Origin of the sequence: Actinoallomurus sp. NBC_01490, from assembly GCF_036227085.1 — a bacterium.
GTDB classification, from domain to species: Bacteria; Actinomycetota; Actinomycetes; order Streptosporangiales; family Streptosporangiaceae; genus Actinoallomurus; species Actinoallomurus oryzae.
Map to the genome: position 1 here is coordinate 7,651,721 of NZ_CP109433.1, position 23,508 is coordinate 7,675,228.

A 23,508-nucleotide genomic window follows, 5' to 3' on the forward strand; every position below is an offset into this window, starting at 1 on the left:
TGTCGCCGACTCGCTCACCGCGTGCGCTCACTGGTGCTCCCTCGTTCGTACGGTGACCGCCGGTCGCGGCTCACCAGGGATTCTGACCGACCCCTCCGACGAAATTCATCGGTACGCGGCGATGTCCTGAATGTCGGCCGCCGCGGCCCGCACCGCCACCATCGACTGAGCCCCCATCCATCTCACTTACCAGGAGGAGACACATGCACGGTCCGGCGGACACCTCACGGACTCCCCGAACCCCACGTGCCGACGGCTGGGCCGCGCCCGGCTTCGAAGCCGTACGCGACGGCTTCGAAGCCGGGCAACGAGACGATCCGGGAGCCGCTCAGCTCGCCGTCTACCAGGACGGGAAGCAGGTCGTGGACGTGTGGGCCGGCGCCGACGTCATCGGCGGGCGGCCCGTGGACGCCGGCTCCCTCAGCGTGGTCATGTCCGTGACCAAGGGCGTCGTCGCCACCTGCGCCCACCTGCTCGCCCAGCGCGGACTGCTCGACCTGGAGGCGCCCGTCGCCGCCTACTGGCCCGAGTTCGCCCGGAACGGCAAGGAGGACGTCACGGTCGGCGACCTGCTCGCGCACCGCTCCGGGCTCTCCGCCTTCCCGCCGGAGGCCCGCATCGGCCTTCCGCAGCTCCTCGACTGGGATCACTGCACCCGCGTCCTCGCCGCCATGGCCCCGCTGTGGCGGCCGGGCACCGCCTGTCACTACCACGCCCTGACCTACGGCTATCTGGTCGGCGAGGTGATCCGCAGGATCACCGGGCACAGCGTCGGAGCCATGCTCGCCACGGAGCTGTCCGCCCCGCTCGCACTCGACCTGTGGATCGGCCTGCCCGCCGCCGAAGAGCCCCGCGTGCTCGCGCAGTTCACTCGCGAGACGCGCCCCACCGCCCGGCAGGTCGACGAGGAGCTGGCACGCTTCGGCATCGACCGGAGCGACCCGCTCGTCGGCGGCACGCTGGCGACCATGGCCTCGGTGGCCGAGGCCACCGAGGCCTTCAACAGCCCCGCCGCCATCGCCGCCGAGATCCCGGCCGCCAACGGAGTCGGCAACGCCCGGTCCCTGGCCCGCCTGCACGCCGCGCTCATCGGACCCGTGGACGGGACACGGCTCCTGACCGCGGACACCGTGGAGCACGCCACCGCCCCCCGGACCGATCATCTGCCGCCCCCGAGCCCTTTCGACCGCCTGCCCGCCGGAAGCCGGTCCCGGCACGCACTCGGCTACGAGCTGCCCGCCTCCCACCTGCCCATGCTGGGAACCGGTTCCTTCGGCCACGCGGGCGCCGGCGGGCGCCTGGCCTTCGCCCAGCCCCGGACCGGAACCGCCGTCGCCTACACCTGCACCAACCTGGCATGGAACCCGGCGGCGGGACCCGACCCGCGGTGGGTCCCCTGGACCGCCGCCCTGCGCGACCGCCTCGGCATGCCCGCGGCGTGACGTCACGGCTCCCGCGGTGTCCGGTACCCGCCTGGAGCCCGCCGGGGACCGTCGGGGAGCCTGGTGCCGTGGGCCGAAGGCCGAAGTGAGGGGGCACGGTGGCCGGAGACCGTACGGAGCGGGGCGGCTCGGGGCTCGATCTGCACCTCGATCTGCGTCTCGAACCGGCCGAGGGCGGGGTCGGGCGTGCGCTGGAGCGGGCGCTGCGCGAGGCGGTGGGCTCCGGGCGGCTCCCCGCGGGGACGCGGTTGCCCGGCAGCCGCGGTCTCGCCGCCGGCCTCGGGCTGTCGCGGGGCACGGTGGTACAGGTGTACACGCAGCTCATCGCGGAAGGATGGCTGACCGGGACGCCCGGATCCGGCACCCGGGTGGCCGGCCTTGCGGCCGGACCGGGCGAGCCGCCCGCCGGGCGACGGCCGTGGCCGGACGCCCGCCTCGGCGTGAGTGACGCGTCCGGAGCCGGAGGGCGTTCTCCCGGCGGCCGGAACGCTCTTGCCCACGGCGGCCCCGGCGCCGGGTCACCGCCGGATGATCAGGTACGGCCCGGCACGGTCCTGGGCGGTCACGAGCCGGTGCCGCACCAGGGCTGGGCCGACCTGCGGCCCGGCCGGCCCGATCTCAGTTCCTTCCCCCGTGCCCTGTGGGCGGCGAGCGTCCGGCGAGCGGCGGCCGCGGCGGATCCCGGCCTGTTCGACTACGGTGAGCTCGCCGGCGTGCCGGCTCTCCGGGCCGCCGTCGCGGGCTACGTCTCCCGTACGCGCGGCGTGCGGGTCACCGCCCGGACCGTGGTCGTCACGGCGGGGTTCTCGCACGGACTGGCGCTGCTGGCCCGTACGTTCGCGCGGCTCGGCGTGCGGCGGGCCGGGATCGAGGATCCCTGCCTCGCCCGTCACCGCGAACTGCTCGAAGCCGCGGGCCTGGAGACGGTTCCGCTGGCCGTCGACGCGGACGGCGCCGACCCGGCCGCCCTGGACGGCGGCGTCGGAGCGGTCCTCCTGACGCCGGCGCACCAGCATCCGCGGGGCGCCGTCCTCGCGCCCGGCCGCCGCACCGCCTTCGTGGACTGGGCACAACGCTGCGGCGCGTACGTCATCGAGGACGACTACGACGGCGAGTTCCGCTACGACCAGCGGCCGGTCGGGGCGTTGCAGGCGCTGGCGCCCGACCGCGTCGTGTACGGCGGGACCACCAGCAAGGCGCTGGCGCCCGGCACGCGCATCGGCTGGCTCGTGGTGCCGGAGGAGCTCCACGGGCCGCTGCTGGACACCATCGAGCACACCGTCGCGGCGGTACCCGTCATCGACCAGTTCGCGCTCGCGGACCTCATCGGCCGCGGCGACTACGACCGCCACATCCGGCGGCTGCGCCTGGCCTACCGCCGACGTCGTACGGAACTGGCGGAGCGGCTGGCCGCGGTCACGCCCACACCGCTGGAGGGGATATCGGCGGGCCTGCACGCGCTCCTGCCGGTCGCCTCGGTGGAACGGGAGCGGGCGCTGGTCGCCGCCGGCGTACGGGCCGGGGTACTGACGAACGGCCTGCAGTCCTCGGGCGACTGGCACACGACGGAGACCCGCACTGCGGCTCTCATCCTCGGGTACGCGACGCCGCCGCCCCACGCGTGGCACCGCACCCTCGACCTGCTCACGGAACTGATCGCGACCGTCGGCGACCGTTGAGCCCAGGAGGCGAAGACCGTCCCTCCCGCGGTCTCACGGCGTGAGAGCGGCGAAGCCCTTTCGCCAGGAGGGCCGGCCGGGAGTCCAGCCGAGTTCTTCGCGGGCACAGGCGTTGTCGGCCCCGCGGGCCCAGCCCTGGCGTTCGGCGTTCCCGGGCGCGGGAGGCGGCGCGCCGACCGCCGCGGCGAACACCGGGCCCCAGTCGTCCGCGGGGGCGGGTTCGTCGTCGCAGATGTTGACCGCGGCCGACGGCCAGGTCAGCGCCCGCACGGCCGCCTCGGCGGCGTCGTCGGCGTGGACGAAGCTCGTCACGTCGGCGCCGACGGTCAGCCCGCCCGCGCGTGCCCGATCCGCCATCATGCCGTCCGCGGCGTACCAGGTGCCCGGCCCGTACAGCATCCCGTACCGCAGGATCACCCACTCGGGAAGCTCCCGTACGGCCGCCTCCAGGGACCGTACGCCCTCGACGGACGTCCGACGCGGCTCGGGCGCGGTCAGGTCGAGCGGTACGGACTCACCGGCCGGCTCCTCGCCCGGCTCGTACGCCCACGCGATGCTCTGCGCGACGATCCGCGGCACGCCCGCCCGCAGCGCCGCGTCCACCAGGTTGCGGGTGCCGGCGACGCGGATCCGCGCGTTCGCCCCGGTGACGCCGCGGCTCAGGTCCGTGAGCTGGTGCATCACGACATCGGGTGACGCGACGCGCACGACGCGCGTGAGCGCCTCCGCGTCGTAGACGTCGGCGAGGGCGGGCACGGCGCCGAGCACGAGCAGGGACGCGCCGCCCTCCGTCGTACGGGTCAGCGCGGTGACGCGGTGCCCCTCGGCCACGAGCAGCGGAACGATCCGACGGCCGAGAACGCCCGTCGCGCCGGCGAGGAACACATGCATCCGAAGGACCTTCCGGGATCGTCTCGGAACCGGCATGTCGTTCACGTTAGGAGGCGACCGGACCGGGCTCATAGACCACTTGCGACCCGATCCGGTGTACCGGTCAGATCTCCGCGACCAGCAGCCTCGTCCCGGGCGGCAGCGCGGCCCGCTGCGCCTCGGTGATCGCGGCGTCGGTGACGAACGCGTCGATCTCGGAGTGGCCGCAGATCGGAACGGGCGCGGTCTGGCGCAGCTTGGCGGAGTCGGCGAGGAGCACGACGTGGTCGGCGATGCCGATGAACGCGCGCTTGACCTCGGCGTCGAGGGGCGTGGCGCAGTACGCTCCGCGGTCGCCGAGCCCGCTCGCGGCCAGGAAGAACGTGTCCACGCGCAGCCGGCCGATCGCGGCGACGGTGTCCGGTCCGGTGAACGCCTTCGTCGGCGGATGGTGGAAGCCGCCGAGGCCGATGAGGTTCGTGCCGGAGCGCTCCCCCAGCACCGTCATCGCGGGCAGGGAGTGGGTCACGACCGTGACGTCGCGATCGTCGGGCAGGAGCCGGGCCAGCTCCAGCGTCGTGGTGCCCGCGTCGAGGCCGACGGTCGCGCCGGGCTCGACGAAGCGCAGCGCCAGCTCGGCGATGGCGCGCTTCTGCTCAGAGCGCGCCTGCGACCGCACGCCGAACGGCGAGCGCGGGGTCACGCCGCCCGGGGCCAGCGCGCCGCCGTAGACGAGCTCCGCGAGGCCGAGTTCGGCGAGTCTCTGCAGGTCGCGCCGGACCGTACGCTCAGAGACGGCCAGCTCGGCGCCGAGGTCGGGAGCCGACACGTAACCGGTCTCACGGAGCCGGCGCAGGATCTCCTCGCGACGCTCGGGCGCGGAGTTGTACCGCAGCTCGCCGCCGCGCTCTCGGGTGACCACGGCTCGACCGTACCCGCCCTCTTGCCAAAATGTCCGAAGTCGGACGACAATTGTCCGAAGTTTGACATCCTTCGGGAGGACGAGTGCGGGAGGCGACCTGGCGCGCGGAGATCGCCGCCGACGGCCGGTTCACGGTGATCGTCGACGACGACCCCACCGGCACCCAGGCCGTGAGCGACGTCGAGGTGATCCTGCGCCCCGGCCGGGCCGCGTTCGACGCCGCCGCCGCGCACCGCTCGGTGTTCGTGCTGTCCAACAGCCGGGCGCTGCCCGAGCGCGAGGCCGCCGCCCTGGTCGCCGGCATCGCCCGTACGGCGCAGGACGCCGCTCGCACCGCCGGACGTCCGCTCCGGCTGGTCCTGCGCGGCGACTCGACCCTGCGCGGGCACGTGTTCGCCGAGGTCGACGCCGTGTCACCGGGAACGCCGGTGCTGTTCGTGCCGGCGTTCGTCGACGGCGGCCGGTTCACCGAGGACGGCGTGCATCGGCTGCGCACACCGTCCGGGCCGGTCCCGGTCGCCGAGACCGAGTTCGCCCGCGACCCGGTCTTCGGCTACACGAGCCGCGACCTGGCGGGCTGGGTCCGCGAGGTGGGCGGCGGCCGGCGGCACGCGGTGACGGTGCCGCTGGCGCGGCTGCGCGAGCGCGGGCCCGACGCCGTCGCGGACGCCCTGGCGGAGGCCGGGCCGGACGCCGTCGTGGTGCCCGACTGCGTCACCGAGTCCGACGTGCTGGCGGTCGCGGCGGGGCTGGTGCGCGCGGAGCGCCGGGGCGCGCGGGTGCAGGTCCGCTGCGCCGCGTCGCTCGCCGCCGCGCTGGCCGGGCTCGCCACCCGGCCGCTCGACCGCGTCGCCGTGCCGCCGCCCGGACGGGTGCTGGTCGCCTGCGGATCGTTCACCGAGGCCAGCACCCGGCAGCTCCGCGCCCTGGACGGCCTGTGGGAACGCCGCGTCGAGCTGCCGGTCGCCCCGCATCCCGGCGACGACCGCGCGCTCGCCCGCGCCGTGCGCGAACGCCTCGCCGAGGACGGCCGCGCGCTGCTGGCGACGGACCGCGCGCCCGGCCACGACCGGGTCCCGGCGGCGCCCGCGCTCCTGATGGACACCCTCGTCGCGACGGTGCGGCACCTCGCGCCGGAGGTGGATCTGGTCGTCGCCAAGGGCGGCATCACCTCGGCCCGGCTGGCCACCGACGCCCTGGCCGCCACGAGTGCCCACGTACGCGGCCAGATCCTGCCCGGCGTCCCGGTGTGGGACCTGCACACGCCACTGGGCCGCCCGGCGTACGTCGTCGTGCCCGGCAACGTCGGCGCCGACGACACGCTCCACCGCGTCCTCGCCCAGGTCGGCGAATGACACTCCCCGTGTCGACCATCACGCTCGCGGGCGTCGACATCGGCACCACGCACACCAAGGCCGCCGTCTACCGGCCGGACGGCACGTGCCTCGCCTCGCGCCGGGCCGCGACGGCCGGCGACGCGGACGCCCTGCGGGCGACCGCGCTGCGGCTGCTCGCCGAGTGCGTGGCCGAGGCCGGGACCCCGCCGGTCGCCGTCGGCGTGGCGAGCATGGCCGAGACCGGGGTGCCGCTGGACGCCCACGGCGAGCCGGACGGACCGCTGCTGGACTGGCGCGACGGCAGCGCGGCGTACGAGGCGGATGAGCTGGCCCGCGCGGTGGGGGCCGAGTCCTTCTTCTCCGTCACCGGCCTGCGTCCGGGCGCGAAGCTGCCGCTGGCCCGCTGGATGCGGCTGCGCCGCCACGCCCCGGACGTGCTCCGGGACATGGCCCGCTGGGCGAGCGTCGCCGACCTCGTCGCCGCCTCCCTCACCGGCGTGCTCGCGACCAGCGCCACGCTGGCCTCCCGTACCGGCGCGTACGACATCCGCCGGGGCGCGTACCGGGCCGACCTGCTCGACCTGGCGGGCCTGTCCCCCGATCGGCTGCCGCCGGTCGTCGCCGGCGTGGCCGGGCGGGTCGGTACGGCCGCCGCCGGGCGTACCGGGTTGCTCTCCGGCACTCCGGTGGTGGTGGCCGGGCACGACCACATGGCCGCGGCGTGGGCGGCCGGGGTCCGCGCGCCGGGTCGGGTGGCGGACTCCATGGGCACCGCGGAGGCGATCGTCACGCCGGTCGCGGCGGTACCCGCGCGGGTCGTCGCCGGCGCGACCGTCGGCCCGTTCGTGGACGGCGCGTCGTACTGCCTGATCAGCGGCCTGCCCGCGAGCGGCGGCCTGGTCGCCTGGCTGCTCGGCCGGTTCGCGCCGGCCGGACATCCCGACCCGCACCGGTGGTTCACCGAGCTCGTCGGCCCGCCCGAGGCGCCGCCGACCGGCATCACCGTGCTGCCGTACCTGCGGGGCCGCGCCACCCCGGAACCGGATCCGCGCCGGACGCTGTCGGTGCACGGCCTGCGGCCGTCGCACACCCTCGCCGACCTGGGCCGCGCCGTACTGGAAGGGCTGTCGATGCAGATCCGGTGGATGCTCGACACGGCGAGCGGCGGCGTACGGCCCGGCACGGTCACGGTCTTCGGCGGCCCGGCCGCCAACCCGACCTGGATGTGGATCAAGGCACGGCTGACGCCGACACCGCTCGCGGTGGTGCCCGGCGCGCACGGCGCGGCCCTCGGCGCGGCCCAGCTCGCCGGCCGCGCGATCGGCGTTCCGGACACCTCCGTGCCCGCTCCGCCCCAGGCTCCCGTCCCCGCACCCGAGTGGGAGGAGGCGTACCGGTCGAGGTTCCTGCCGCTGGCCACCGCGCCTTCGCCCTCCGACGAAGAGGAAGCACAGTGACAGCTCCGACCCTCGACCGCCTCGCGCGGCCGTCCGGGACCTTCGCCATGGTCGCCATGGACCAGCGCGAGAGCCTCCGTGCGATGTTCGCCGAGGAGGGACATCCGTCCGACGACGCGACGCTGACGGCGTTCAAACTGGAGGTGGCGGACGTGCTCGCGCCGCTGGCCTCGGCGTTCCTGATCGACCGGCACTACGCGTACGCCGACCTCGTACGGGAGCGGCCGCTGCCGTCGAGCTGCGGGCTGATCCTCGCGGCCGACGCGCTGACCCACATGCCGGGCGGCGTCGTCGAGGACACCGAACTGGACCTGGCGGTCGACCCGGGGCACGCGCGGCGCGACGGCGCCGTGGCGCTGAAGCTGCTCGTCATCTGGAAGCGCGACGGCCAGGAGGCGCGCCGGGAGGAGATGGTCCACCGGTTCGTCGCCCTCTGCCGCGACGCCGGGCTGCTGTCGGTGCTCGAACCGGTCGCCGTCCCGGCTCCCGGGCAGACCGGCTTCGACCTGGACGCGGCGATCCTCGATGCGGCCTCCGCGCTCGGCCCGTCGGGGCCGAGCCTGTACAAGGCCCAGGTGCCGAGCCGGGGACGCGGCTCGATGAGCGAACTGGTGACCGCCTGCGAGAAGCTGGACGGCCGGCTCGCCCGGCCCTGGGTCGTGCTGTCCAACGGCGTGCGGGCGGCGGACTTCCCGGCCGCCGTCGAGGCGGCCTGCCGCGCGGGCGCCTCGGGCATGCTCGCCGGCCGCGCCCTGTGGCGCGACGCGATCGCCACGCCCGACCCGGCGGCGGCACTGCGGGCGCGCTCCGCCGACCGGCTGCGACGCCTGGGCGAGACCGTCGACCGCTACGGCCGCCCGTGGACCGAGGCCGGCTGATGCCCGCGGAGAGGAAGCCCATGACCGAGCGCGGCGAGGGAATCGCAGGCACCGTCCCCCCGGTCACTTTCCCGACGAAGGAGGGTCCATGACCGAGCGAAGCGAGGGAATCGAAAACACAGCCCCTGTGGTCACACCCTCCGACGCAGGAGGACCCATGACCGAGCGAAGCGAGGGAATCAAAAGACACGCCCCTGTGGTCACACCCTCCGACGCAGGAGGACCCATGACCGAGCGAAGCGAGGGAATCAAAAGACACGCCCCTGTGGTCACACCCTCCGACGCAGGAGGACCCATGACCCGGGTCTGTCTTCTGCACACCGTCACGAGCCTGCCCGCCGTCTTCGCCGGTCTGCTTCCCGCCGAGGTCGGTGTGGTCGACGCGGTCAACATGGTGGACGAGACGCTGCTGCGGGACACGATCGAGCACGGCCTGCTGCCCCGCACCCGCCGCCGCGTCGCCGCGTACGCGCGCTTCGCGGCGGAGTCGGGCGCGGAGGCCATGCTGGTGACGTGCTCATCGATCGGTGAGGCGGCGGAGGAGGCGGACGCGGAGGCCGGCATCCCGGTGTACCGGGTGGACGCTCCGATGGCCGCGGAGGCGGTGCGCACGGGCGGGCGGATCGGGATCCTGGCCACGCTCGCCGCGACACTGCGGCCGACCGGCGACCTGCTCCGGCGCGGGGCGACCGGACCTCGGAAGATCCGGGAGTCGGTGTGCCCGGGCGCGTTCGAGGCGCTGAAGGCGGGCGACGCGGCACGGCATGACGCGATCGTCGCCGCCGAGGCCCGCCGCCTGGCCGCCGAGGTCGACATCCTCGTCCTGGCCCAGGCCAGCATGGCCCGCGTGGTCGACGCCCTCCCGCCCGGAGAGGTGAACGTCCCGGTCCTCACCTCACCCCGCTCGGGAGTCCGCCAGCTCCGCCCCTACGCCACCACCTGACCGTCGCGGCCGTGACACGAGCCACAACGACGGTCGGCCGAACGCGGCAGCTCGGGGGACGAAGGGGGTGGCCGGCCTCGGGGGTGCCTGAAGCCCGGCCGAGGCCGGGCGGACCACGCCGCCCGGCCTCGGGGTTGGTCGATCCAGTGGGTTGGGTTAGGGGCAGTTGCCGATATCGCTCTCGGAGGACGCCAGAACGACATCGGTCTTGGCCAGGCCGAGGGCGTCGACGGTGACATGGACGGCGTTGACGGTCAGGCCCTTATCGGGGGTGGTGATCGGGGTCTGCTCGTTGAGGACGAGCTTGACGACGCCGACGTTGACCGTGGTGTTGGGTCGGATGACGGTGGGTTCTGGGATGACCACCGTGTTGCCGACCTTGAGGTAGGCGATCGTGGTGGTTCCGGTGGATCCGGTACACGTGGTGGTGGAGCCGGAGTTGATGGTCTTGACGCTGATCACCGGGATGCCGGTGATCCCGATGGTGGTGTCGTCAATGGAGGCGGTGGCCACGGATTTGCCGGGGAACTCGGTGGTCGCGACCTTGGCGCACAGGGCGTGCGCGCTGATCAGTCCGCTGAGTGTGGCGGTACAGGGCACCGAGGTGCTGCCGGTCGAGGTGGTGGAGATGTGGCCGGTGTCGGGGGTGGGTGCGATGTGCACCAGCTGGAGGCCGGCCAGGGAGGCGTCGGCGGTCAGGCCGTAGGCCCGTCCGGTCAGCCGCTGCGGCGTGACGGTGACCTGTTCGGCGCTGCACGGTGAGGTGACGGAGTTGTTGTTGGCGTCGCCGCCGTAGGAGGCGGTCCACCGGTAGGTGCCGGCCGCGCCGATGGTCACGTTGCCGGATGCGGTGGTGCCGCTGCCGGACAGCGTGTCGGTGCGGGTGGCGATCGGCGTCGTGCAGGTGGTGTCGCCGGGGGCGTACAGCTGGAACGTGACGTTGCCGGTGGGGTGGTACCCGCCGGAGATGGTGGCGGTGTCGGACACGACACCGCCGGCGGGAACGGACCCCGATGGGGTGGTGGCGATACCCGGGGTGGCCTTGACGACGACGACCTGTTCATCGCCGCACGAGGAGGTGACCGGGTTGTTGCTGTCATCGCCGCTGTAGGAGGCCACCCACCGGTAGGTGCCCACCCCGCCCGCGGCGACATTCCCGGACGCGGCGGTGCCGCTGCCCGACACCGTTCCGGTACGGGTCGCGATCGGCGTCGTGCAGGTGGTGTCACCGGGGGCGTACAGCTGGAACGTGACGGTGCCCGTCGGGTGATACCCGCCGGTCAGGGTCGCTGTGTCAGAGACGTTCCCACCCGCGGGCGCCGAGTCCGATGGCGTTGTGGCGATCGACGGGGTCACCTTCGGGACGTGTTCGGTGATGGTTTCAGTGAAGCCTGGTTGCAGGACGCCGTTGAGCAGGAAGTCCACCTTGCAGTTCAGGGTGCTTCCCGGTGCGGCTCCGGCGCCGGCGGAGACGACCTCGGTGAAGCCGGCGTCATCGCCGCTGGTCACCGTCCGGCTGTCCGGGGTCAGGGACACCGACAGGTTCGGGTCGCAGTCGCGCAGCCGGTGGGTGACCGTGACCGGCAGGTTGTGCAGGGCCGCCAGGATGGTGCTGCTGACCTGCGAGGCGTCGATGCCGGAGAACAGCTGTCCACCCGTGGCGTTGGTGATCGCGGTCGCCTGCCCGGTCGAATCCAGCCCGGAGAGGTCGAGCGCCAGCACGGTGATGCCGGCGGCCTGCAGGGCGCTGGTCGCATCGGCCAGCGAATGGCCGTTGCTGGGGTCATGGCTGGGGGCGTCCCCGATCAGCAACACGATGCGAGAGCTGTTCGACCGGAAGTCGACCGCCCCGGACGCGACCTGGAACAGACCGTTGATGCCGTCCTCGGGGTAGTCGCCGCCGCCCGACGCGACCAGCGAGTTGAGACCGTTGGCGACGTCGGCCTGGTCGGCGGTGAGGTTCTGCGCCACCCGGAACGGTGTCGCGTCCGCCGACACGTCCCTGTACTCGGCGACCGCGAACTGCGCGTCCGGCTGCGCCGAAGCGACGTTGGACAAGATGGTGTTCGCATTGGCCTGGACGTTCGAGATGACCCCGCCCATGCTCCCCGTCGTGTCGATCAGAAACGTGATATCCGGCTTTGGCGGGATCGCCGGAGTGGACACGGTCTTGGCGATCGTCGCCGATTCGCCCGGGGACAGGTTCAGCGTTACGTCGGACGGGGTCACCCCGGGCGTGGCGGACGCCGTCCCCACCCCGGCCACCAGCATCGCACCGGCCACCACCACGCACACGGCGGCCCGTAATCTTCGCGTCATTCTCACGGTGTCATTTCCTTCTGACATGGCGTCATGCCATAACTAATTTGGGATCGCCGGACGTACAGAATTTCTATGATCGCACCAGCCGGAATGCCCCCTCCTCGCGTGCCGGCGCACGCGGATACCAATCGACTTTGATTGACAAACTCGGCGACCCTTTCAGCGCCAGCCGCTGATCAACGAGGCAGGTGCGGCCACGGCCATAGAGTGACCGGTCGCCAAATAGATGTAAATAGACCCATTACTGCAAGTTCCCGGCTGGCCACAGTAGGCCACCCTTTGCCGATGAGAGGTGCCCGAGGGAAACGTGATCTTTTTTTAGGTAGGCCGGATGAAATGGCTGATCCGCAGTTTGCCGCTTCAAAAAGAACGACCGTTTCCAGTCCTCCGGACCGCCAGAATTGCGACTACGCGCATCGCCGCAGAGTCGACCGACGACCTCCCGCACGGCAATCACATACGGCCGGCCCGGCTCGGTCGGTGCGCACTCGCCTGGAAGTCAGGGCGGTCAGCGCTCCGGTAGAGGGCCGATCAGTTCGATGCCGTACTCGGCGCCCAGCGCCCGGAACGTCTCCGCCGTTCCCGTGTTCTCCTCGAGGGCGCGGTGCACGTCGCGGAAGAAGCCCTCGGATCCACCGGGGATCATCATCGTCAGTTTGCGTCCGCCCGACGGCCCGGCGCGCAGGCCGTGGGCCAGTCCGCCGGGCACGAAGACCACGGCTCCGGTGTCGGCCGGTATCCACTCGCCGGCGACGTAGAAGTCGTAGTGCCCGTCGAGGATGTACCAGAGTTCGGCGACGTCGTGCCGGTGCAGGGGGGTGGCGAAGCCGGGTGCGTCCACGCCTTCGAGCAGGCCCAGGCCGCCACCGGTCGACTCGGCGGACGCCTTCAGCCGCATGACCGAGCCCTCGGGCGCCGCCGCCGGCTCCCCCTCACCCGCGGCCAGGATGTACGGGCGAGGCATCCGCCCCGTCGCTTCGCTCTCCTGAGCGGCCATCGTCACACGCCCGCGAGCCCGGCCGTCACGTACTCACGGCGCGGGGTCAAGGAAACAGGAGCAAGGGATGTATGCCGGTATGCCCACATAAGACGATCTTGACATGACCTGCCCCTTATTTGATCTCAAACGCATTCCCGCTCCGCGAAACCGAGGCGGCGCCCGATCGGCCCGACGGGCGCGTGACTCCTCCCGCGACGGCCCCCTGGTGCCCGCCGCGTCACAAGGAGCCTCGCGACCTTCCACTTCGCCCCCGCGTCCGGATCCGGTCGTTGACAGCCGTGCGGCCGTCATGGGCGATGGTCACGGAGCACGGAGATGACCGCCTACCGGCCGAGGTCCGCCAGAGGCGTCCAGTCGCCGTTCCAGAAGACCATGGTGGCCGGGGAGATTCCCAGCCGCCGCACGGTCGCCGAGAACGCCGGGAGGGCCACGGCGGGCTCGTTGGTCTTGGGCACGAAGAACTCGATGCGGTGCCCGTTCTCATCGGGTTCGCCGGAGTCGGCCTCGCCCTGGACCGCCCGCGCGATATCGGCGATCGCCTCGTCCGGCACGGTTTCACCAGCCGGAGTGATCATGACGATGTCGTAGTCGGTCCGCTGGTCGCTGCCGAAGGGCCGGACCTCGGGCGAGATCACGCCGAGGAGTTGTTCGAGGGCGAGCAGGCCGTCGTCGGCGAAGACACAGGACGTCGCCAGCACCTTGCGCAGCCGGTCGCGGTCCACGGGCGGCGCTTCCGCCGTCCGTGCCCAGGCCATGATCCGGTCGAGCAGGTCCTCGTCCTCGGCCGGCGCCGACTCGGGCAGGGGAACGTCGAGTTCGGCAACGGCCCGTTGGTAATTGATGTAGGCGTTCCACCGGGGCGTACCGTCCAGATAGCCGGTGATCCCGGCGAAGTCGCTGTCACAGACCGCCGACAGCAGAGCCGGGCCGGGGATGCCCGAGAGCGCGGCTTCGAACTGCTCGTAGTTCGTGATCTCGCCGGTGAGGTAGGTCCACCCGCCCACCGCCACAGCGGCGCGCTCGTGGCCGGGAAACCGCACGCGCCCGTCAGCCGGAGCGCGAAACGCCAGATAGGCGGCCCAGGTACCCATGTCATCACCCTTCGTCGCAGGTATGGCGGCACGGTAACGACGAGGTACGACATCCGCGGCCCTCAACGGCCCATGGCCGCCCATGGACCCGGGTGAGGGGGTTTCTGACCGCGCCAGAGCGCGGTCAGAAACCCCCTCACCATCCCGGCTCACCGGGCCGTCGCGCGCTGGGCCGATCTCATTTGCCGTTTCGGCAAATGGGGTTGGTGCCGCGCCATGCGCGGGCCGAGGCTGCGCGTTGAAGCGATCCCCAGCCTGAAAGGCATTCGATGCACGTCTTCGTCACCGGCGCGAGCGGCTACATCGGCGGCACCGTCGCCACCCGTCTGGTCCGGGCCGGTCATACCGTCACCGGGCTGACCCGGGACCGGGCCAAGGCCGAGGCGCTCTCCCGTATCGGCGTCCGGCCGGTGGTGGGTCTCCTGGACGACCCCGATGTCCTCGCGGACCAGGCGCGCCGCGCGGACGCGGTGATCAACGCGGCCGACAGCGACCACCTCGGCGCCGTCCGGACACTGGTCGCCGCGCTCGCCGGCTCGGGCAAGCCGCTGATCCACACCAGCGGCTCCAGCATCGTGGGGATGGGCACGGACGGCGAGGCGTCCGCCACGGTCTTCGAGGAGGACGTCCTCGACGAGGGATCCGGCTGGGAACCGAGCCATCCCGTACGCCGGGCCCGCGTGGCCGTCGACCGCCTGGTCCTGGCCGCCGCCGAGCAGGACGTACGCTCCGCGGTCCTGTGTAACAGCCTCATCTACGGCCACGGACGAGGCCCGGCCCAGGACAGCGTCCTGATCGCCGCGCTCGTGAACCAGGCCCGCGCCGGTGGCGTGGTCCAGCGGGTGGGCGCCGGCCGCAACATCTGGTCCAACGTCCACATCGACGACGTCGCCGACCTCTACCTTCTCGCCCTGGCGAAGACGCCCCCCGGCACCTTCTACTTCGTGGAGAACGGCGAGGAGTCCTTCGCCGCGATGACCGACGCCATCGCCGCCGCGCTCGGCCTGCCCGGCCCCCGGCCCTGGGACCCCGACGCTCCCGGCAACCTCTGGCATCCCGAGTTCGCCCGTCACGCCCTGGGTTCCAACAGCCGGGTTCGCGCCACGCGAGCCCGCGGCCTTCTCGGCTGGCGCCCGCGGCATCGGTCGATCACCGGCTGGCTCGCCACCGGCCTCGTCCCGGACTCAGGTGGTCTCGAAGGTCACTCCGCGGGCCGGTCCAGGTGATCCTCATACACGGCGATCTTGTGGTTGATCACGTCGAGACAGCGGTGGAGGTCGGCGATCTGAGCGAAGATCCGCCCCTGCTGCTCGCGCAGCAGGGCCAGCCGGTCCCCCTCGGTGCCGGCTCCCTGGCGCGCCAGTTCGGTGTAGCGGCGGATCGCCGGGATGGGCATGCCCGAGGAGCGCAGCACGATGCAGAGGTTGAGCCAGTCGACGTCGTGCTCGGCGTAGACCCGCCGGCCCCCGGACCCGCGCCGTACGGGGTTGGCCAGGATGCCCTCGCGTTCGTAGAAGCGCAGAGTGTCCACGCTCAGGCCGGTACGGGCGGCCACTTGGCCGATGGTCAGGCTCTGTGGGGAATCGCTCACGGACCCAGGATGGGGCTTGAGCTGGAGTCGGGTCCAGCTCCTAGGGTGCGGCGGACGGGCCAGAGCCACTTCCGATCTTTCACAGGAGCCTCACCTTGCGTTACCGCTATCTCGGCCGTACCGGTATGGAGGTCAGCGTCCACTGCCTGGGCACCATGATGTTCGGCGCCGTGGGCAACCAGGACCACGACGACTGCGTTCGCATCGTGCACGCCGCGCTGGACGCCGGCATCAACTTCGTCGACACCGCCGACATGTACTCGGCGGGCGAGTCGGAGGAGATCGTCGGAAAGGCCCTGCGGGGACGGCGCGACGAGGTGGTGCTCGCCACCAAGGTGCACTTCCCGATCGGCGAGGGCCGCAACCGCGGGGGCAACGGCCGGCGGTGGATCACCCGAGCCGTCGAGGACAGCCTGCGGCGGCTGCGCACCGACTGGATCGACCTCTACCAGGTCCACCGGCCGGACCACGCCACCGACATCGAGGAGACCCTGTCCGTGCTGACCGACCTGGTACGGCAGGGGAAGATCCGCGCGTTCGGCTGCTCGACCTTCCCCGCCGAGGAGATCGTCGAGGCCCACCACGTCGCCGAACGCCGCGCCCTGCACCGGTTCCGCACCGAGCAGCCCCCGTACTCGATCCTCGCCCGGGGCCTCGAGGCGAACGTGCTGCCGACCTGCCGTCGATACGGGATGGGCGTGCTGACCTGGGGTCCGCTCGCCTCGGGCTTCCTCACCGGCCGCTACCGCAAGGGGCAGGACATCGATCTGAGCACCGGGCGCGCCGCGCTCACCCCCGGCCGCTTCGACCCCGCGCTGCCGGTCAACGCCACCAAGCTGGACATCGTCGAACGACTCGTCGAGGTCGCGGACGGCATCGGGAGCACCCTGCCCGAACTCGCGGTGGCCTTCGCGGCGGCGCACCCTGCCGTCACCTCGGTCATCGTCGGGCCGCGCACCATGGCACAGCTGGAAGCGCTGATCAAGGGAGCGGCGCTCACGCTGGACGACGACACACTGGACCGCATCGACGCGATCGTGCCGCCCGGCACCAACGTCTACCCACCGGACGGCGCGTGGACCCACCCGGCGCTGACCGAGACCGAGCAGCGCAGACGGCCCCTGCCGGACCGGCCGGCGGCATGACGCCCGGCGGCGCCTGATCCGGGCTCGGCAGGCGTCAGTCCGCGATGGGGCGGTGATGGACGTACTCCACCACCGCCCCGTCGGCGTGCCGCACGGTGAAACCGGCGCCGCGGGTACCTGCCTGAGGCCGACGACCTCGGCGCCCGTGCCGAGCAGCCGTTCATCGTAGGGCTCGACGTCGTCGGTCACTGGCAGGCGATTGCTAAGATCGGCAATTATCCAGGTCAGCAACAATCACCGAGGCGGAGTGGTCCCCGCGGTGGTGACAGACGGGAGCATCGGACCGGCTGAGCGACATGGTGCGGATGTGCAGGAGAGGGAGGGTGCCGCGGTGAGTACGCCGCTGTACCAGTTGAAGGCGGAGTTCTTCAAGACGCTGGGGCATCCCGCCCGGATCCGTGTGCTGGAGCTGTTGAGCGAACGCGAGCATGCGGTGTCGGAGATGCTGCCGGAGGTCGGTATTGAGCCGGCGCATCTGTCGCAGCAACTGGCGGTGCTACGGCGGGCGAATCTGGTGGTCTCTCGCAAGGAGGGTTCCGCCGTGTACTACTCACTCACCAGCCCGCACGTGGCGGAGTTGCTGGCGGTCGCCCGCCAGATCCTTACGGGCGTGTTGTCGGGGCAGGCGGAGCTGTTGGAGGATCTGCGTTCCTCGGCGGGCGGTTCCTGAGGACCGGCCCGTCCCGCGGACACCCCGGGTGACCGCCCGCCGACCAGGCCGGTCAGAAGGTCAGGCGTCGTTCCGGTGAGGGAAGCGGCCGGATGCGGGTTTTCAGGTCGGCGAGCCAGGGTCGCGTAGCGGCAGCGACCGCTCGAATCCGCAGCCGTCGTTCGGGCTGGGAACCCTGCCCGGGCGATCGGGCGGAGCAGGGGGTCACCCGGCTGGCGCTCGTATCGTTCAGGACCCCGTGGAGCCGAACGATCGCGCCCCCGCGATAGGTCATCCCCGGGATGTGCGGCCCCATCGCCCCCGGTCGATGTGACATGCCAACCGCGCCCTGACGTCCGACGCGTCTGCGGTATTGCTAAAGTTAGCAACTGCCAATGTATGTATGCGCCGGTACGTGGTCGTATCGGTGCGTAGTCGGCCGACGGGCATCGCACGAATCTTCCCTGGGCACCGCGCGATGCCCCTTTCTGCGCCCTGTGGGGCGGCGGTGAATGAGGGGCAGGTGGAGCCGGAATGGGGCTGATCGCCAAGATCTGGGACACAGGGCGGGTCGCCGAGCCGGCGCCGCCCGTACCGGAAAGCGCCGCAAGTGAGGCTGTCGAACAGGTATCGGGGTCGGTTCAGGTCCGGCACGTGGACGCCGGGTCGTGCAACGGGTGTGAGGTCGAGATCGGGCAGGCGTTCTCCCCGGTGTATGACGCTGAGCGGTACGGGGTCCGGTTGGTGGCCTCTCCGCGGCACGCGGACGCACTGGTGGTGACCGGTCCGGTCACCCGCAACATGGCCGACGCGCTGGTCAAGACGTATGAGGCGGCGCCGCGTCCATGTCTGGTGGTGGCGCTGGGCGACTGTGCTCATGACTGCGGGATGTTCGCCGGTGGGCATGGGGTGGCCGGTCCCGTCTCCGATTTCGTCCCAGTGGATGTGGAGGTACCGGGGTGCCCGCCGCCGCCGGAAGCGATCGTGGCCGCACTGCGCGGTCTGTCGGGCCGATGACCGGATCGTTGGTCATCGGGTGAGCCTGGTCGCCGGTGGGCTGGGCGCAGCCGTCGCCGCGGCGGGCGTCTCAGGCCTGGCCGCAGCAGTACTGCCACGACGGTGGCGCGCGGGCGTGGTCGGGAGCGGCACCGCGGCGGCCGGTGTGGCGGGCGCGGTCGCGGGCGGAGCCGCACTGTCGGGACAGGCATGGCGTTCGGCGCTGCCGGGGCTGCTGCCGCTGAGTGGCGTACGTCTCGAGGTGGACGCGCTGTCGGGATGGTTCCTGCTCCTGGTGGGCGGCGTGGCCGCGCTGGTCGGGGTGTACGCGGCCGGCTATGCCGGCCGGTCCGGGACCGGCGCGTCGTCACGTACGGCGCTGGCCGCCCTGCCGCTGTTCGTCGCGGCGATGCTGGCGGTGCCCGCGGCGGGCAGCGTCTCGACGTTGTTGCTCGCCTGGGAACTGATGGCGTTGCTCTCGCTGATGTTGGTGATGAGCGAGCACGCTAAGGGCCCTGCGGTTCGTTCGGCGGGCCGGTGGTATGCGGTCATGACCCAGGCCGGGTTCGTCGTGATCCTTCTCGCCCTGGTGTGGGCGGCCGCCGCGTGCGGCGGGGAGTCCTTCGCCGCGATCCGCCACGCCGCGCCCGGCCTTCCGGGCGCGGTACGCGGCGGGGTGTTCGTGCTGGCGGGGGCCGGGTTCGCCGCCAAGGCCGGGATGGTCCCGGCTCATCCATGGCTGCCGCGGGCACACGCCGAAGCGCCGAGTCACGTCTCGGCGCTGATGAGCGCGGCGATGGTGAGCCTGGGCGTGTACGGGATCATCCGGCTGGGTTTCGACCTGCTGGGCGGCGGGCCGTCCTGGTGGTGGATCCTGCCGGCCGCCGGCGGCGCGCTGTCGGCGCTGTACGGGATCTTGCAGGCCGCGCTGGCCACCGATGTGAAGAAGATGCTGGCCTATTCCACCGCCGAGAACACCGGGTTGATACTCCTCGGCGTCGGGGCCGCGGGCTTGTTCGCGGACGCGGGCGAGCCGGGCCTGGCCGCGTTGGCGTTGGCCGGAGCGCTGCTGCATACCCTCAACCACGCCGGGTTCAAGTCGCTGTTGTTCTTCTCCGCCGGCGCGGTGGTGCGCGCGACCGGCACCCGTGACCTGGACGCCCTCGGAGGGCTGGGCCGCCGCATGCCGGCCACGACCGCGGCGTTCGCGATCGGCGCGTTGTGCGCGGCCGCCCTGCCGCCCGGCAACGGCTTCGTCAGCGAGTGGCTGTTGCTGCAGTCCCTGGTCCAGGCGCTGCCGCCGGCCTCGGACCTGAACGCGATCGGCGCCCCGGTCGCCGTCGCCGTCATCGCGCTCACCGCCGGGATCGGCGTCGCGGCCTATCTCAAGGCGCTCGGTACGGGATTCCTCGCCCGGCCCCGCAGCGCCGCCGCCGAGGCGGCGCGGGAGCCTGGCCCGGCCATGCTGGCCGCCATGGCCGCCGCCGCCCTCGGCTGCGGGCTGCCGGCGATCGCGCCGGGGCTGATGGCGCCCGCCCTCACGCGCATCGTCGGCGTCGTGGGTGGAGGTGAGCCGCTGGAGGGAGCCAGACGGCTGCACCTGCCGGGGGGCGACGCCTTCTACTCGCCGGTGCTGATCACCGCCGGTCTGGCCGTTCTCGTCGCGGCGGTCGCGGCCGTGGGACGCATCGCGGGAAGACCGCGCCGCCGGGCGGCGGCGTGGGGGTGCGGAGGCCGCCCGCAGACCGCCCGTACCGAGTACACCGCCACCTCCTTCGCCGAACCGTTGCAGCGGGTCTTCGACGATGTGCTACGGCCCGAACAGCACGTCGAGGTCAGTCACTATGCCGAGTCCGCCTACCTGGTGGAGCGGGTGCGGTTCCAGCTCCGGGTGCCCGACCGGATCGAGACCTACCTGTATGTCCCGCTGCTGGCGGCGGGCCGAAGAGTCGGCCGGTCGGCTCGTGTGCTGGCGAACGGGAGCGTGCATCGTTACCTCGCCTATGGCCTCATCACGCTGCTGGTCGTGCTGGTGGTGGGGGTGAGCGGATGAACGGCTGGGCCGTGGCGATCGGTCAGCCGGTGCTGATGGCCGTGGCGGCGCCGTTGCTGATCGGGTGGATGCGCCTGATCCGCGCTCGTCTGGAGGGCCGGGCCGGTGCCGGGATCGGCCAGTCGTGGCGGGACCTGCGGAAGCTCGCCCGCAAGGAACCGATCAGCCCGGCCGACGCCGGCTGGCTGTTCGTCTGTGCGCCACCGGTGCTGGCCGCCACCAGCCTGCTGATCGCCGCGATCGTGCCGCTGGCCTCCACCACCTCGGTGGCGGGTGGCTCGGCGGATCTGATCGCCGTGGTGGGATTGCTGCTGCTGGGCACGGTCGCGCTCGCGCTGGCCGCCCTGGACGCCGGCACCGCGTTCGGCGGGATGGGCGCCAGCCGGCAGATGACGATTGCCGCGCTGGTGGAGCCGACGCTGTTGCTGGCGGCCTTCGCGCTGTCGGAGCGCGCCGGATCGACCAGCCTGGCCGCCATCGTGAACGCTGGAGTCCACCACCCGGACCGGCTGGTCTCACCGGCCAGCCTGCTGGCCGCCGCGGCCTTGGCCGTGGCGGTGCTCGCCGAGACCGGGCGGATGCCGGTGGACAATCCCGCCACCCATCTGGAGCTGACCATGGTGCACGAGGCCATGGTGCTGGAATACGCCGGCCGTGACCTGGCCCTGGTCGAGCTGGCTTCGGCGATGCGACTCTCGCTGCTGCTCGGCCTGCTGGCCAACCTGTTCGTCCCCTGGGGAGTGGCGACCACCACCGGCTGGGCCGCCCTGGCCGTCGGCGTGGCCGCATTGGTGATGAAGCTCTCGCTGCTCGGGGGCGTGCTCGCCGCCGGTGAAGTGCTGATGGCCAAGGTGCGTCTGTTCCGGGTACCCGAACTGCTCGCCGGCTCGTTCGTGCTCGGTCTCCTCGCCGTCACCGCCTCCTACGTACTCACCTGACCGCACCGGGAAAGAAGCCGCCATGACCGCCCCCATCCGACAGGAGCCAGAACGAGCGCGATGAGTTCCGCCTCCACCCAAGTGCTGTACGCCGCGTGTGGTGTGCTGGTGCTGTCCGGCATCGGCGTGGTGTGGCGACGTGAGCTGTCCGCACTGGTCCACCTGCTCGCCCTCCAAGGCGCGGCACTCGCGCTGATCGCCGCCGTCCAGGCCGCCCACACCGCGAGCGTGGAACTGGCCGTGATCGCCGTCGTCGTCGCCACGGTGAAAGCGGTCATACTCCCACGGGCGCTACGACGCGTTCTGGTTCACGACGACCAGCCGCGTGAAGCGGCACCGCTGGTGAACGTGACCGCCTCGTTGCTCGCCGCGGGCGCCCTCACCCTGGCCGCCTACGCAGCCGCCCGCCCGTTGGTCGACCTGAACCCCACCCCGGCCGGCCAGGCGGCGTCCGCGGCGCTGGCCGTCGTTCTGATCGGCTTCTTCGCCCTGGTCACCCGCAGGCGCGCCCTGTCGCAGATCGTGGCGGTCCTGATGGTCGACAACGGCATCGCCGCGCTCGCCTTCCTCATCGCCGCCGGAGTCCCGCTCATCGTCGAACTCGGCGTCACCGCTGACGTGCTGCTCGCCGTCCTCGTCCTGCAGGTCCTCACCGCCCGCATGCACACCCACCTCGGCGGCACCGACCTGGACGACCTCCGGGAGCTCCACGACTGATGGACACCGACCTGTTGCTGTACCCGCCGCTCGTCCTCCCCGCCGCGGCCGCCCTGGTGTACGCGGTCTTCGGATGGCGGACCTGGACCGCCTGGTCGGGCGTGGGCACCGCCGCCGGGCAGCTCGCCGCCGCGATCGCCCTCGGCCCCCAGATCGTTCACGGCACGGCCCGTACGGCGGCGGGCGGGCTGTTGCGCGCCGACGCGCTCACCGGCTTCATGCTGATCGTCATCTCCGCGGTCGCCCTCATCGCGACCTGGGCGAGCGTGCACCACATCGCCACCGAACAGGACATCGGGCGCATGAGCTCCGGCGATGCCCGCCGCTACGGAACCCTCATCCACGCCTTCCTCGCCGCGGTGGGCGCCGCCGTACTCGCGGACAACCTCGGCCTGATGTGGGTCGCGCTGGAGGCCACCACGGTCATCACCGCGTTCCTCGTCGGGCACCGCCGCGACCGCGCAAGTCTGGAGGCCGCGTGGAAGTACGTGGTGCTGTGTTCGGTCGGCATCGCCATGGCCTTCCTCGGCACGGTGTGCGTCTACGCCACCGCGCTACACGCCGGCGGCCACGGCGCCGACGCCCTCGACTGGACCTTCCTGCTCGGCCACGCGAACCGGCTCGATCCTCAGGTGATCCGGCTCGCCGCCGGGCTCGCCGTGCTCGGGTTCGGCACCAAGGCGGGGTTGGCCCCGATGCACGCCTGGCTGCCTGATGCCCACAGCCAGGCCCCCGCCCCCGTGTCAGCGCTGATGTCCGGGGTGCTGCTGTCGGTCGCGTTCACCGCCATCCTGCGCTACAAGGTCCTCACCGACGCGGTCCTCGGCCCCGGCTACATGCGAGCCCTGCTGGTCGCCGCGGCCCTGGCCTCCCTCGCGGTCGCCGCACTGCTGTTGATCAGCCAACGTGACTACAAGCGGATGCTCGCCTACTCCTCCATCGAGCACATGGGCCTTGCCGCGCTCGGCGCCGCCGCCGGCACCCGCCTGGCCGCCGCCGCGGTACTGCTCCACGTCCTCGGCCACGGCCTCGCCAAAGCCGTCGCCTTCACCAGCGCCGGGCAGATCCTTCAGCGCACCCGGACCAGCCGCATCGCCGGCGTACGCGGGCTGGCCACCAGCAAGCCCGCACTCGCCGGCGTCTTCGGCCTCGCCGTCGCCGCGCTCGCCGGACTGCCGCCGTTCCCGCTGTTCGCCTCCGAACTCGGCATCGCCCGATCCACCGCCGCCGCCGGGCTCGGCTGGGTGCTCGCGGCCGCCTTGGTCCTGCTACTGGTCATCTTCGCCGCACTCGCCCGCCACACCACCGCCATGTTGCTCGGCCCGGCGCCCGGCACCGACCCGGCGACCCCGGTCCTGACCCGCGGCGCGGTGACACCGCTCGCCCTCGCGCTGATCGCCGCCGCCATCCTCGGGACCGCCCTCGGCCCACTGCAGCCACTACTCCGCGCCGCCGCGACGATCGTGGGAGCACCCTGA

20 protein-coding genes are annotated in these 23,508 nt (G+C 72.4%); 14 read left to right on the plus strand and 6 right to left on the minus strand.

What is annotated here, in order from left to right; translation table 11 throughout:
• The first annotated feature begins 203 nt into the window (after positions 1-203).
• A complete protein-coding gene (locus OG417_RS35335; protein ID WP_329238173.1) occupies positions 204-1,442 on the plus strand; it encodes a serine hydrolase domain-containing protein in 1,239 nt (412 codons plus the stop codon).
• A 98-nt stretch (positions 1,443-1,540) separates the two neighbouring features.
• On the plus strand, positions 1,541-3,121 hold the full coding sequence (gene pdxR, locus OG417_RS35340) for a MocR-like pyridoxine biosynthesis transcription factor PdxR (RefSeq protein WP_329238175.1): 1,581 nt from the start codon (positions 1,541-1,543) through the stop codon (positions 3,119-3,121).
• A gap of 33 nt (positions 3,122-3,154) precedes the next feature.
• Here pdxR and OG417_RS35345 read toward each other — a convergent pair whose 3' ends face one another.
• Positions 3,155-4,012, minus strand: a complete 858-nt coding sequence (locus OG417_RS35345; RefSeq protein WP_329238178.1) for an NAD-dependent epimerase/dehydratase family protein — start codon at positions 4,010-4,012, stop codon at positions 3,155-3,157.
• A 103-nt stretch (positions 4,013-4,115) separates the two neighbouring features.
• Complete coding sequence (locus OG417_RS35350) at positions 4,116-4,913, minus strand: DeoR/GlpR family DNA-binding transcription regulator (protein WP_329238181.1); 798 nt, start codon at positions 4,911-4,913, stop codon at positions 4,116-4,118.
• 83 nt (positions 4,914-4,996) lie between these two features.
• Here OG417_RS35350 and OG417_RS35355 point away from each other — a divergent pair, with 83 nt between their 5' ends.
• From OG417_RS35355 to OG417_RS35370, 4 genes are all read left to right on the plus strand, one after another.
• Positions 4,997-6,268 carry a four-carbon acid sugar kinase family protein gene (locus tag OG417_RS35355; RefSeq protein WP_329238184.1) on the plus strand — a complete coding sequence of 424 codons (1,272 nt, stop codon included), beginning with the start codon at positions 4,997-4,999 and terminating at the stop codon, positions 6,266-6,268.
• Positions 6,265-7,707, plus strand: coding sequence for an FGGY-family carbohydrate kinase (locus OG417_RS35360; protein ID WP_329238187.1), 1,443 nt, complete (start codon positions 6,265-6,267; stop codon positions 7,705-7,707). Before OG417_RS35355 ends, OG417_RS35360 begins: the two co-directional genes overlap by 4 nt.
• Complete coding sequence (locus OG417_RS35365) at positions 7,704-8,585, plus strand: hypothetical protein (RefSeq protein ID WP_329238190.1); 882 nt, start codon at positions 7,704-7,706, stop codon at positions 8,583-8,585. The genes OG417_RS35360 and OG417_RS35365 overlap by 4 nt, the downstream gene beginning before the upstream one ends.
• 295 nt (positions 8,586-8,880) lie before the next feature.
• Positions 8,881-9,528 (plus strand): aspartate/glutamate racemase family protein, encoded by a 648-nt coding sequence (locus OG417_RS35370; RefSeq protein ID WP_329238193.1) that lies wholly within the window; start codon positions 8,881-8,883, stop codon positions 9,526-9,528.
• A 156-nt stretch (positions 9,529-9,684) separates the two neighbouring features.
• Here OG417_RS35370 and OG417_RS35375 read toward each other — a convergent pair whose 3' ends face one another.
• The 3 genes from OG417_RS35375 to OG417_RS35385 form a co-directional block, all read right to left on the minus strand.
• Positions 9,685-11,847 carry a vWA domain-containing protein gene (locus OG417_RS35375; RefSeq protein WP_329262803.1) on the minus strand — a complete coding sequence of 721 codons (2,163 nt, stop codon included), beginning with the start codon at positions 11,845-11,847 and terminating at the stop codon, positions 9,685-9,687.
• A 511-nt stretch (positions 11,848-12,358) separates the two neighbouring features.
• Entirely contained in the window at positions 12,359-12,814 is a 456-nt protein-coding gene (locus OG417_RS35380) for a cupin domain-containing protein (RefSeq protein ID WP_329238197.1), read from the minus strand.
• A 359-nt stretch (positions 12,815-13,173) separates the two neighbouring features.
• A complete protein-coding gene (locus tag OG417_RS35385; RefSeq protein WP_329238200.1) occupies positions 13,174-13,941 on the minus strand; it encodes a hypothetical protein in 768 nt (255 codons plus the stop codon).
• A gap of 269 nt (positions 13,942-14,210) precedes the next feature.
• Here OG417_RS35385 and OG417_RS35390 point away from each other — a divergent pair, with 269 nt between their 5' ends.
• Positions 14,211-15,167, plus strand: a complete 957-nt coding sequence (locus OG417_RS35390; RefSeq protein ID WP_329238202.1) for an NAD-dependent epimerase/dehydratase family protein — start codon at positions 14,211-14,213, stop codon at positions 15,165-15,167.
• Here the strand turns inward: OG417_RS35390 and OG417_RS35395 are convergent.
• The gene (locus OG417_RS35395) at positions 15,143-15,532 is read right to left on the minus strand and encodes a MerR family transcriptional regulator (protein WP_329238206.1); all 390 of its coding nucleotides are present in this window, start codon (positions 15,530-15,532) and stop codon (positions 15,143-15,145) included. The genes OG417_RS35390 and OG417_RS35395 overlap by 25 nt on opposite strands.
• Positions 15,533-15,627: 95 nt before the next feature.
• Between OG417_RS35395 and OG417_RS35400 the strand changes: the two genes are divergently transcribed.
• From OG417_RS35400 to OG417_RS35430, 7 genes are all read left to right on the plus strand, one after another.
• Positions 15,628-16,677 carry an aldo/keto reductase gene (locus tag OG417_RS35400; protein WP_329238209.1) on the plus strand — a complete coding sequence of 350 codons (1,050 nt, stop codon included), beginning with the start codon at positions 15,628-15,630 and terminating at the stop codon, positions 16,675-16,677.
• A gap of 331 nt (positions 16,678-17,008) precedes the next feature.
• The gene (locus OG417_RS35405) at positions 17,009-17,347 is read left to right on the plus strand and encodes an ArsR/SmtB family transcription factor (protein WP_329238212.1); all 339 of its coding nucleotides are present in this window, start codon (positions 17,009-17,011) and stop codon (positions 17,345-17,347) included.
• A 513-nt stretch (positions 17,348-17,860) separates the two neighbouring features.
• Positions 17,861-18,343 (plus strand): NADH-quinone oxidoreductase subunit B family protein, encoded by a 483-nt coding sequence (locus tag OG417_RS35410; protein ID WP_329238215.1) that lies wholly within the window; start codon positions 17,861-17,863, stop codon positions 18,341-18,343.
• 19 nt (positions 18,344-18,362) lie between these two features.
• A complete protein-coding gene (locus tag OG417_RS35415; RefSeq protein ID WP_329238218.1) occupies positions 18,363-20,375 on the plus strand; it encodes a proton-conducting transporter transmembrane domain-containing protein in 2,013 nt (670 codons plus the stop codon).
• Positions 20,372-21,313 carry a respiratory chain complex I subunit 1 family protein gene (locus OG417_RS35420; protein WP_329238221.1) on the plus strand — a complete coding sequence of 314 codons (942 nt, stop codon included), beginning with the start codon at positions 20,372-20,374 and terminating at the stop codon, positions 21,311-21,313. Before OG417_RS35415 ends, OG417_RS35420 begins: the two co-directional genes overlap by 4 nt.
• 60 nt (positions 21,314-21,373) lie before the next feature.
• Positions 21,374-22,030: a hypothetical protein gene (locus OG417_RS35425; RefSeq protein WP_329238223.1), complete on the plus strand. Its 657-nt coding sequence runs from the start codon at positions 21,374-21,376 to the stop codon at positions 22,028-22,030.
• Positions 22,030-23,508: a proton-conducting transporter transmembrane domain-containing protein gene (locus OG417_RS35430; protein ID WP_329238226.1), complete on the plus strand. Its 1,479-nt coding sequence runs from the start codon at positions 22,030-22,032 to the stop codon at positions 23,506-23,508. Before OG417_RS35425 ends, OG417_RS35430 begins: the two co-directional genes overlap by 1 nt.

Excerpts from the sequence above, each read along its gene's own strand:
- OG417_RS35335 (WP_329238173.1), top strand. The coding sequence starts at position 204 with ATGCACGGTCCGGCGGACACCTCACGGACTCCCCGAACCCCACGTGCC.
- OG417_RS35345 (WP_329238178.1), bottom strand. The coding sequence starts at position 4,012 with ATGCATGTGTTCCTCGCCGGCGCGACGGGCGTTCTCGGCCGTCGGATC.
- OG417_RS35360 (WP_329238187.1), top strand. The coding sequence starts at position 6,265 with ATGACACTCCCCGTGTCGACCATCACGCTCGCGGGCGTCGACATCGGC.
- OG417_RS35370 (WP_329238193.1), top strand. The coding sequence starts at position 8,881 with ATGACCCGGGTCTGTCTTCTGCACACCGTCACGAGCCTGCCCGCCGTC.
- OG417_RS35375 (WP_329262803.1), bottom strand. The coding sequence starts at position 11,847 with ATGACGCGAAGATTACGGGCCGCCGTGTGCGTGGTGGTGGCCGGTGCG.
- OG417_RS35380 (WP_329238197.1), bottom strand. The coding sequence starts at position 12,814 with ATGCCTCGCCCGTACATCCTGGCCGCGGGTGAGGGGGAGCCGGCGGCG.
- OG417_RS35385 (WP_329238200.1), bottom strand. The coding sequence starts at position 13,941 with ATGGGTACCTGGGCCGCCTATCTGGCGTTTCGCGCTCCGGCTGACGGG.
- OG417_RS35390 (WP_329238202.1), top strand. The coding sequence starts at position 14,211 with ATGCACGTCTTCGTCACCGGCGCGAGCGGCTACATCGGCGGCACCGTC.
- OG417_RS35410 (WP_329238215.1), top strand. The coding sequence starts at position 17,861 with ATGGGGCTGATCGCCAAGATCTGGGACACAGGGCGGGTCGCCGAGCCG.
- OG417_RS35420 (WP_329238221.1), top strand. The coding sequence starts at position 20,372 with ATGAACGGCTGGGCCGTGGCGATCGGTCAGCCGGTGCTGATGGCCGTG.
- OG417_RS35425 (WP_329238223.1), top strand. The coding sequence starts at position 21,374 with ATGAGTTCCGCCTCCACCCAAGTGCTGTACGCCGCGTGTGGTGTGCTG.
- OG417_RS35430 (WP_329238226.1), top strand. The coding sequence starts at position 22,030 with ATGGACACCGACCTGTTGCTGTACCCGCCGCTCGTCCTCCCCGCCGCG.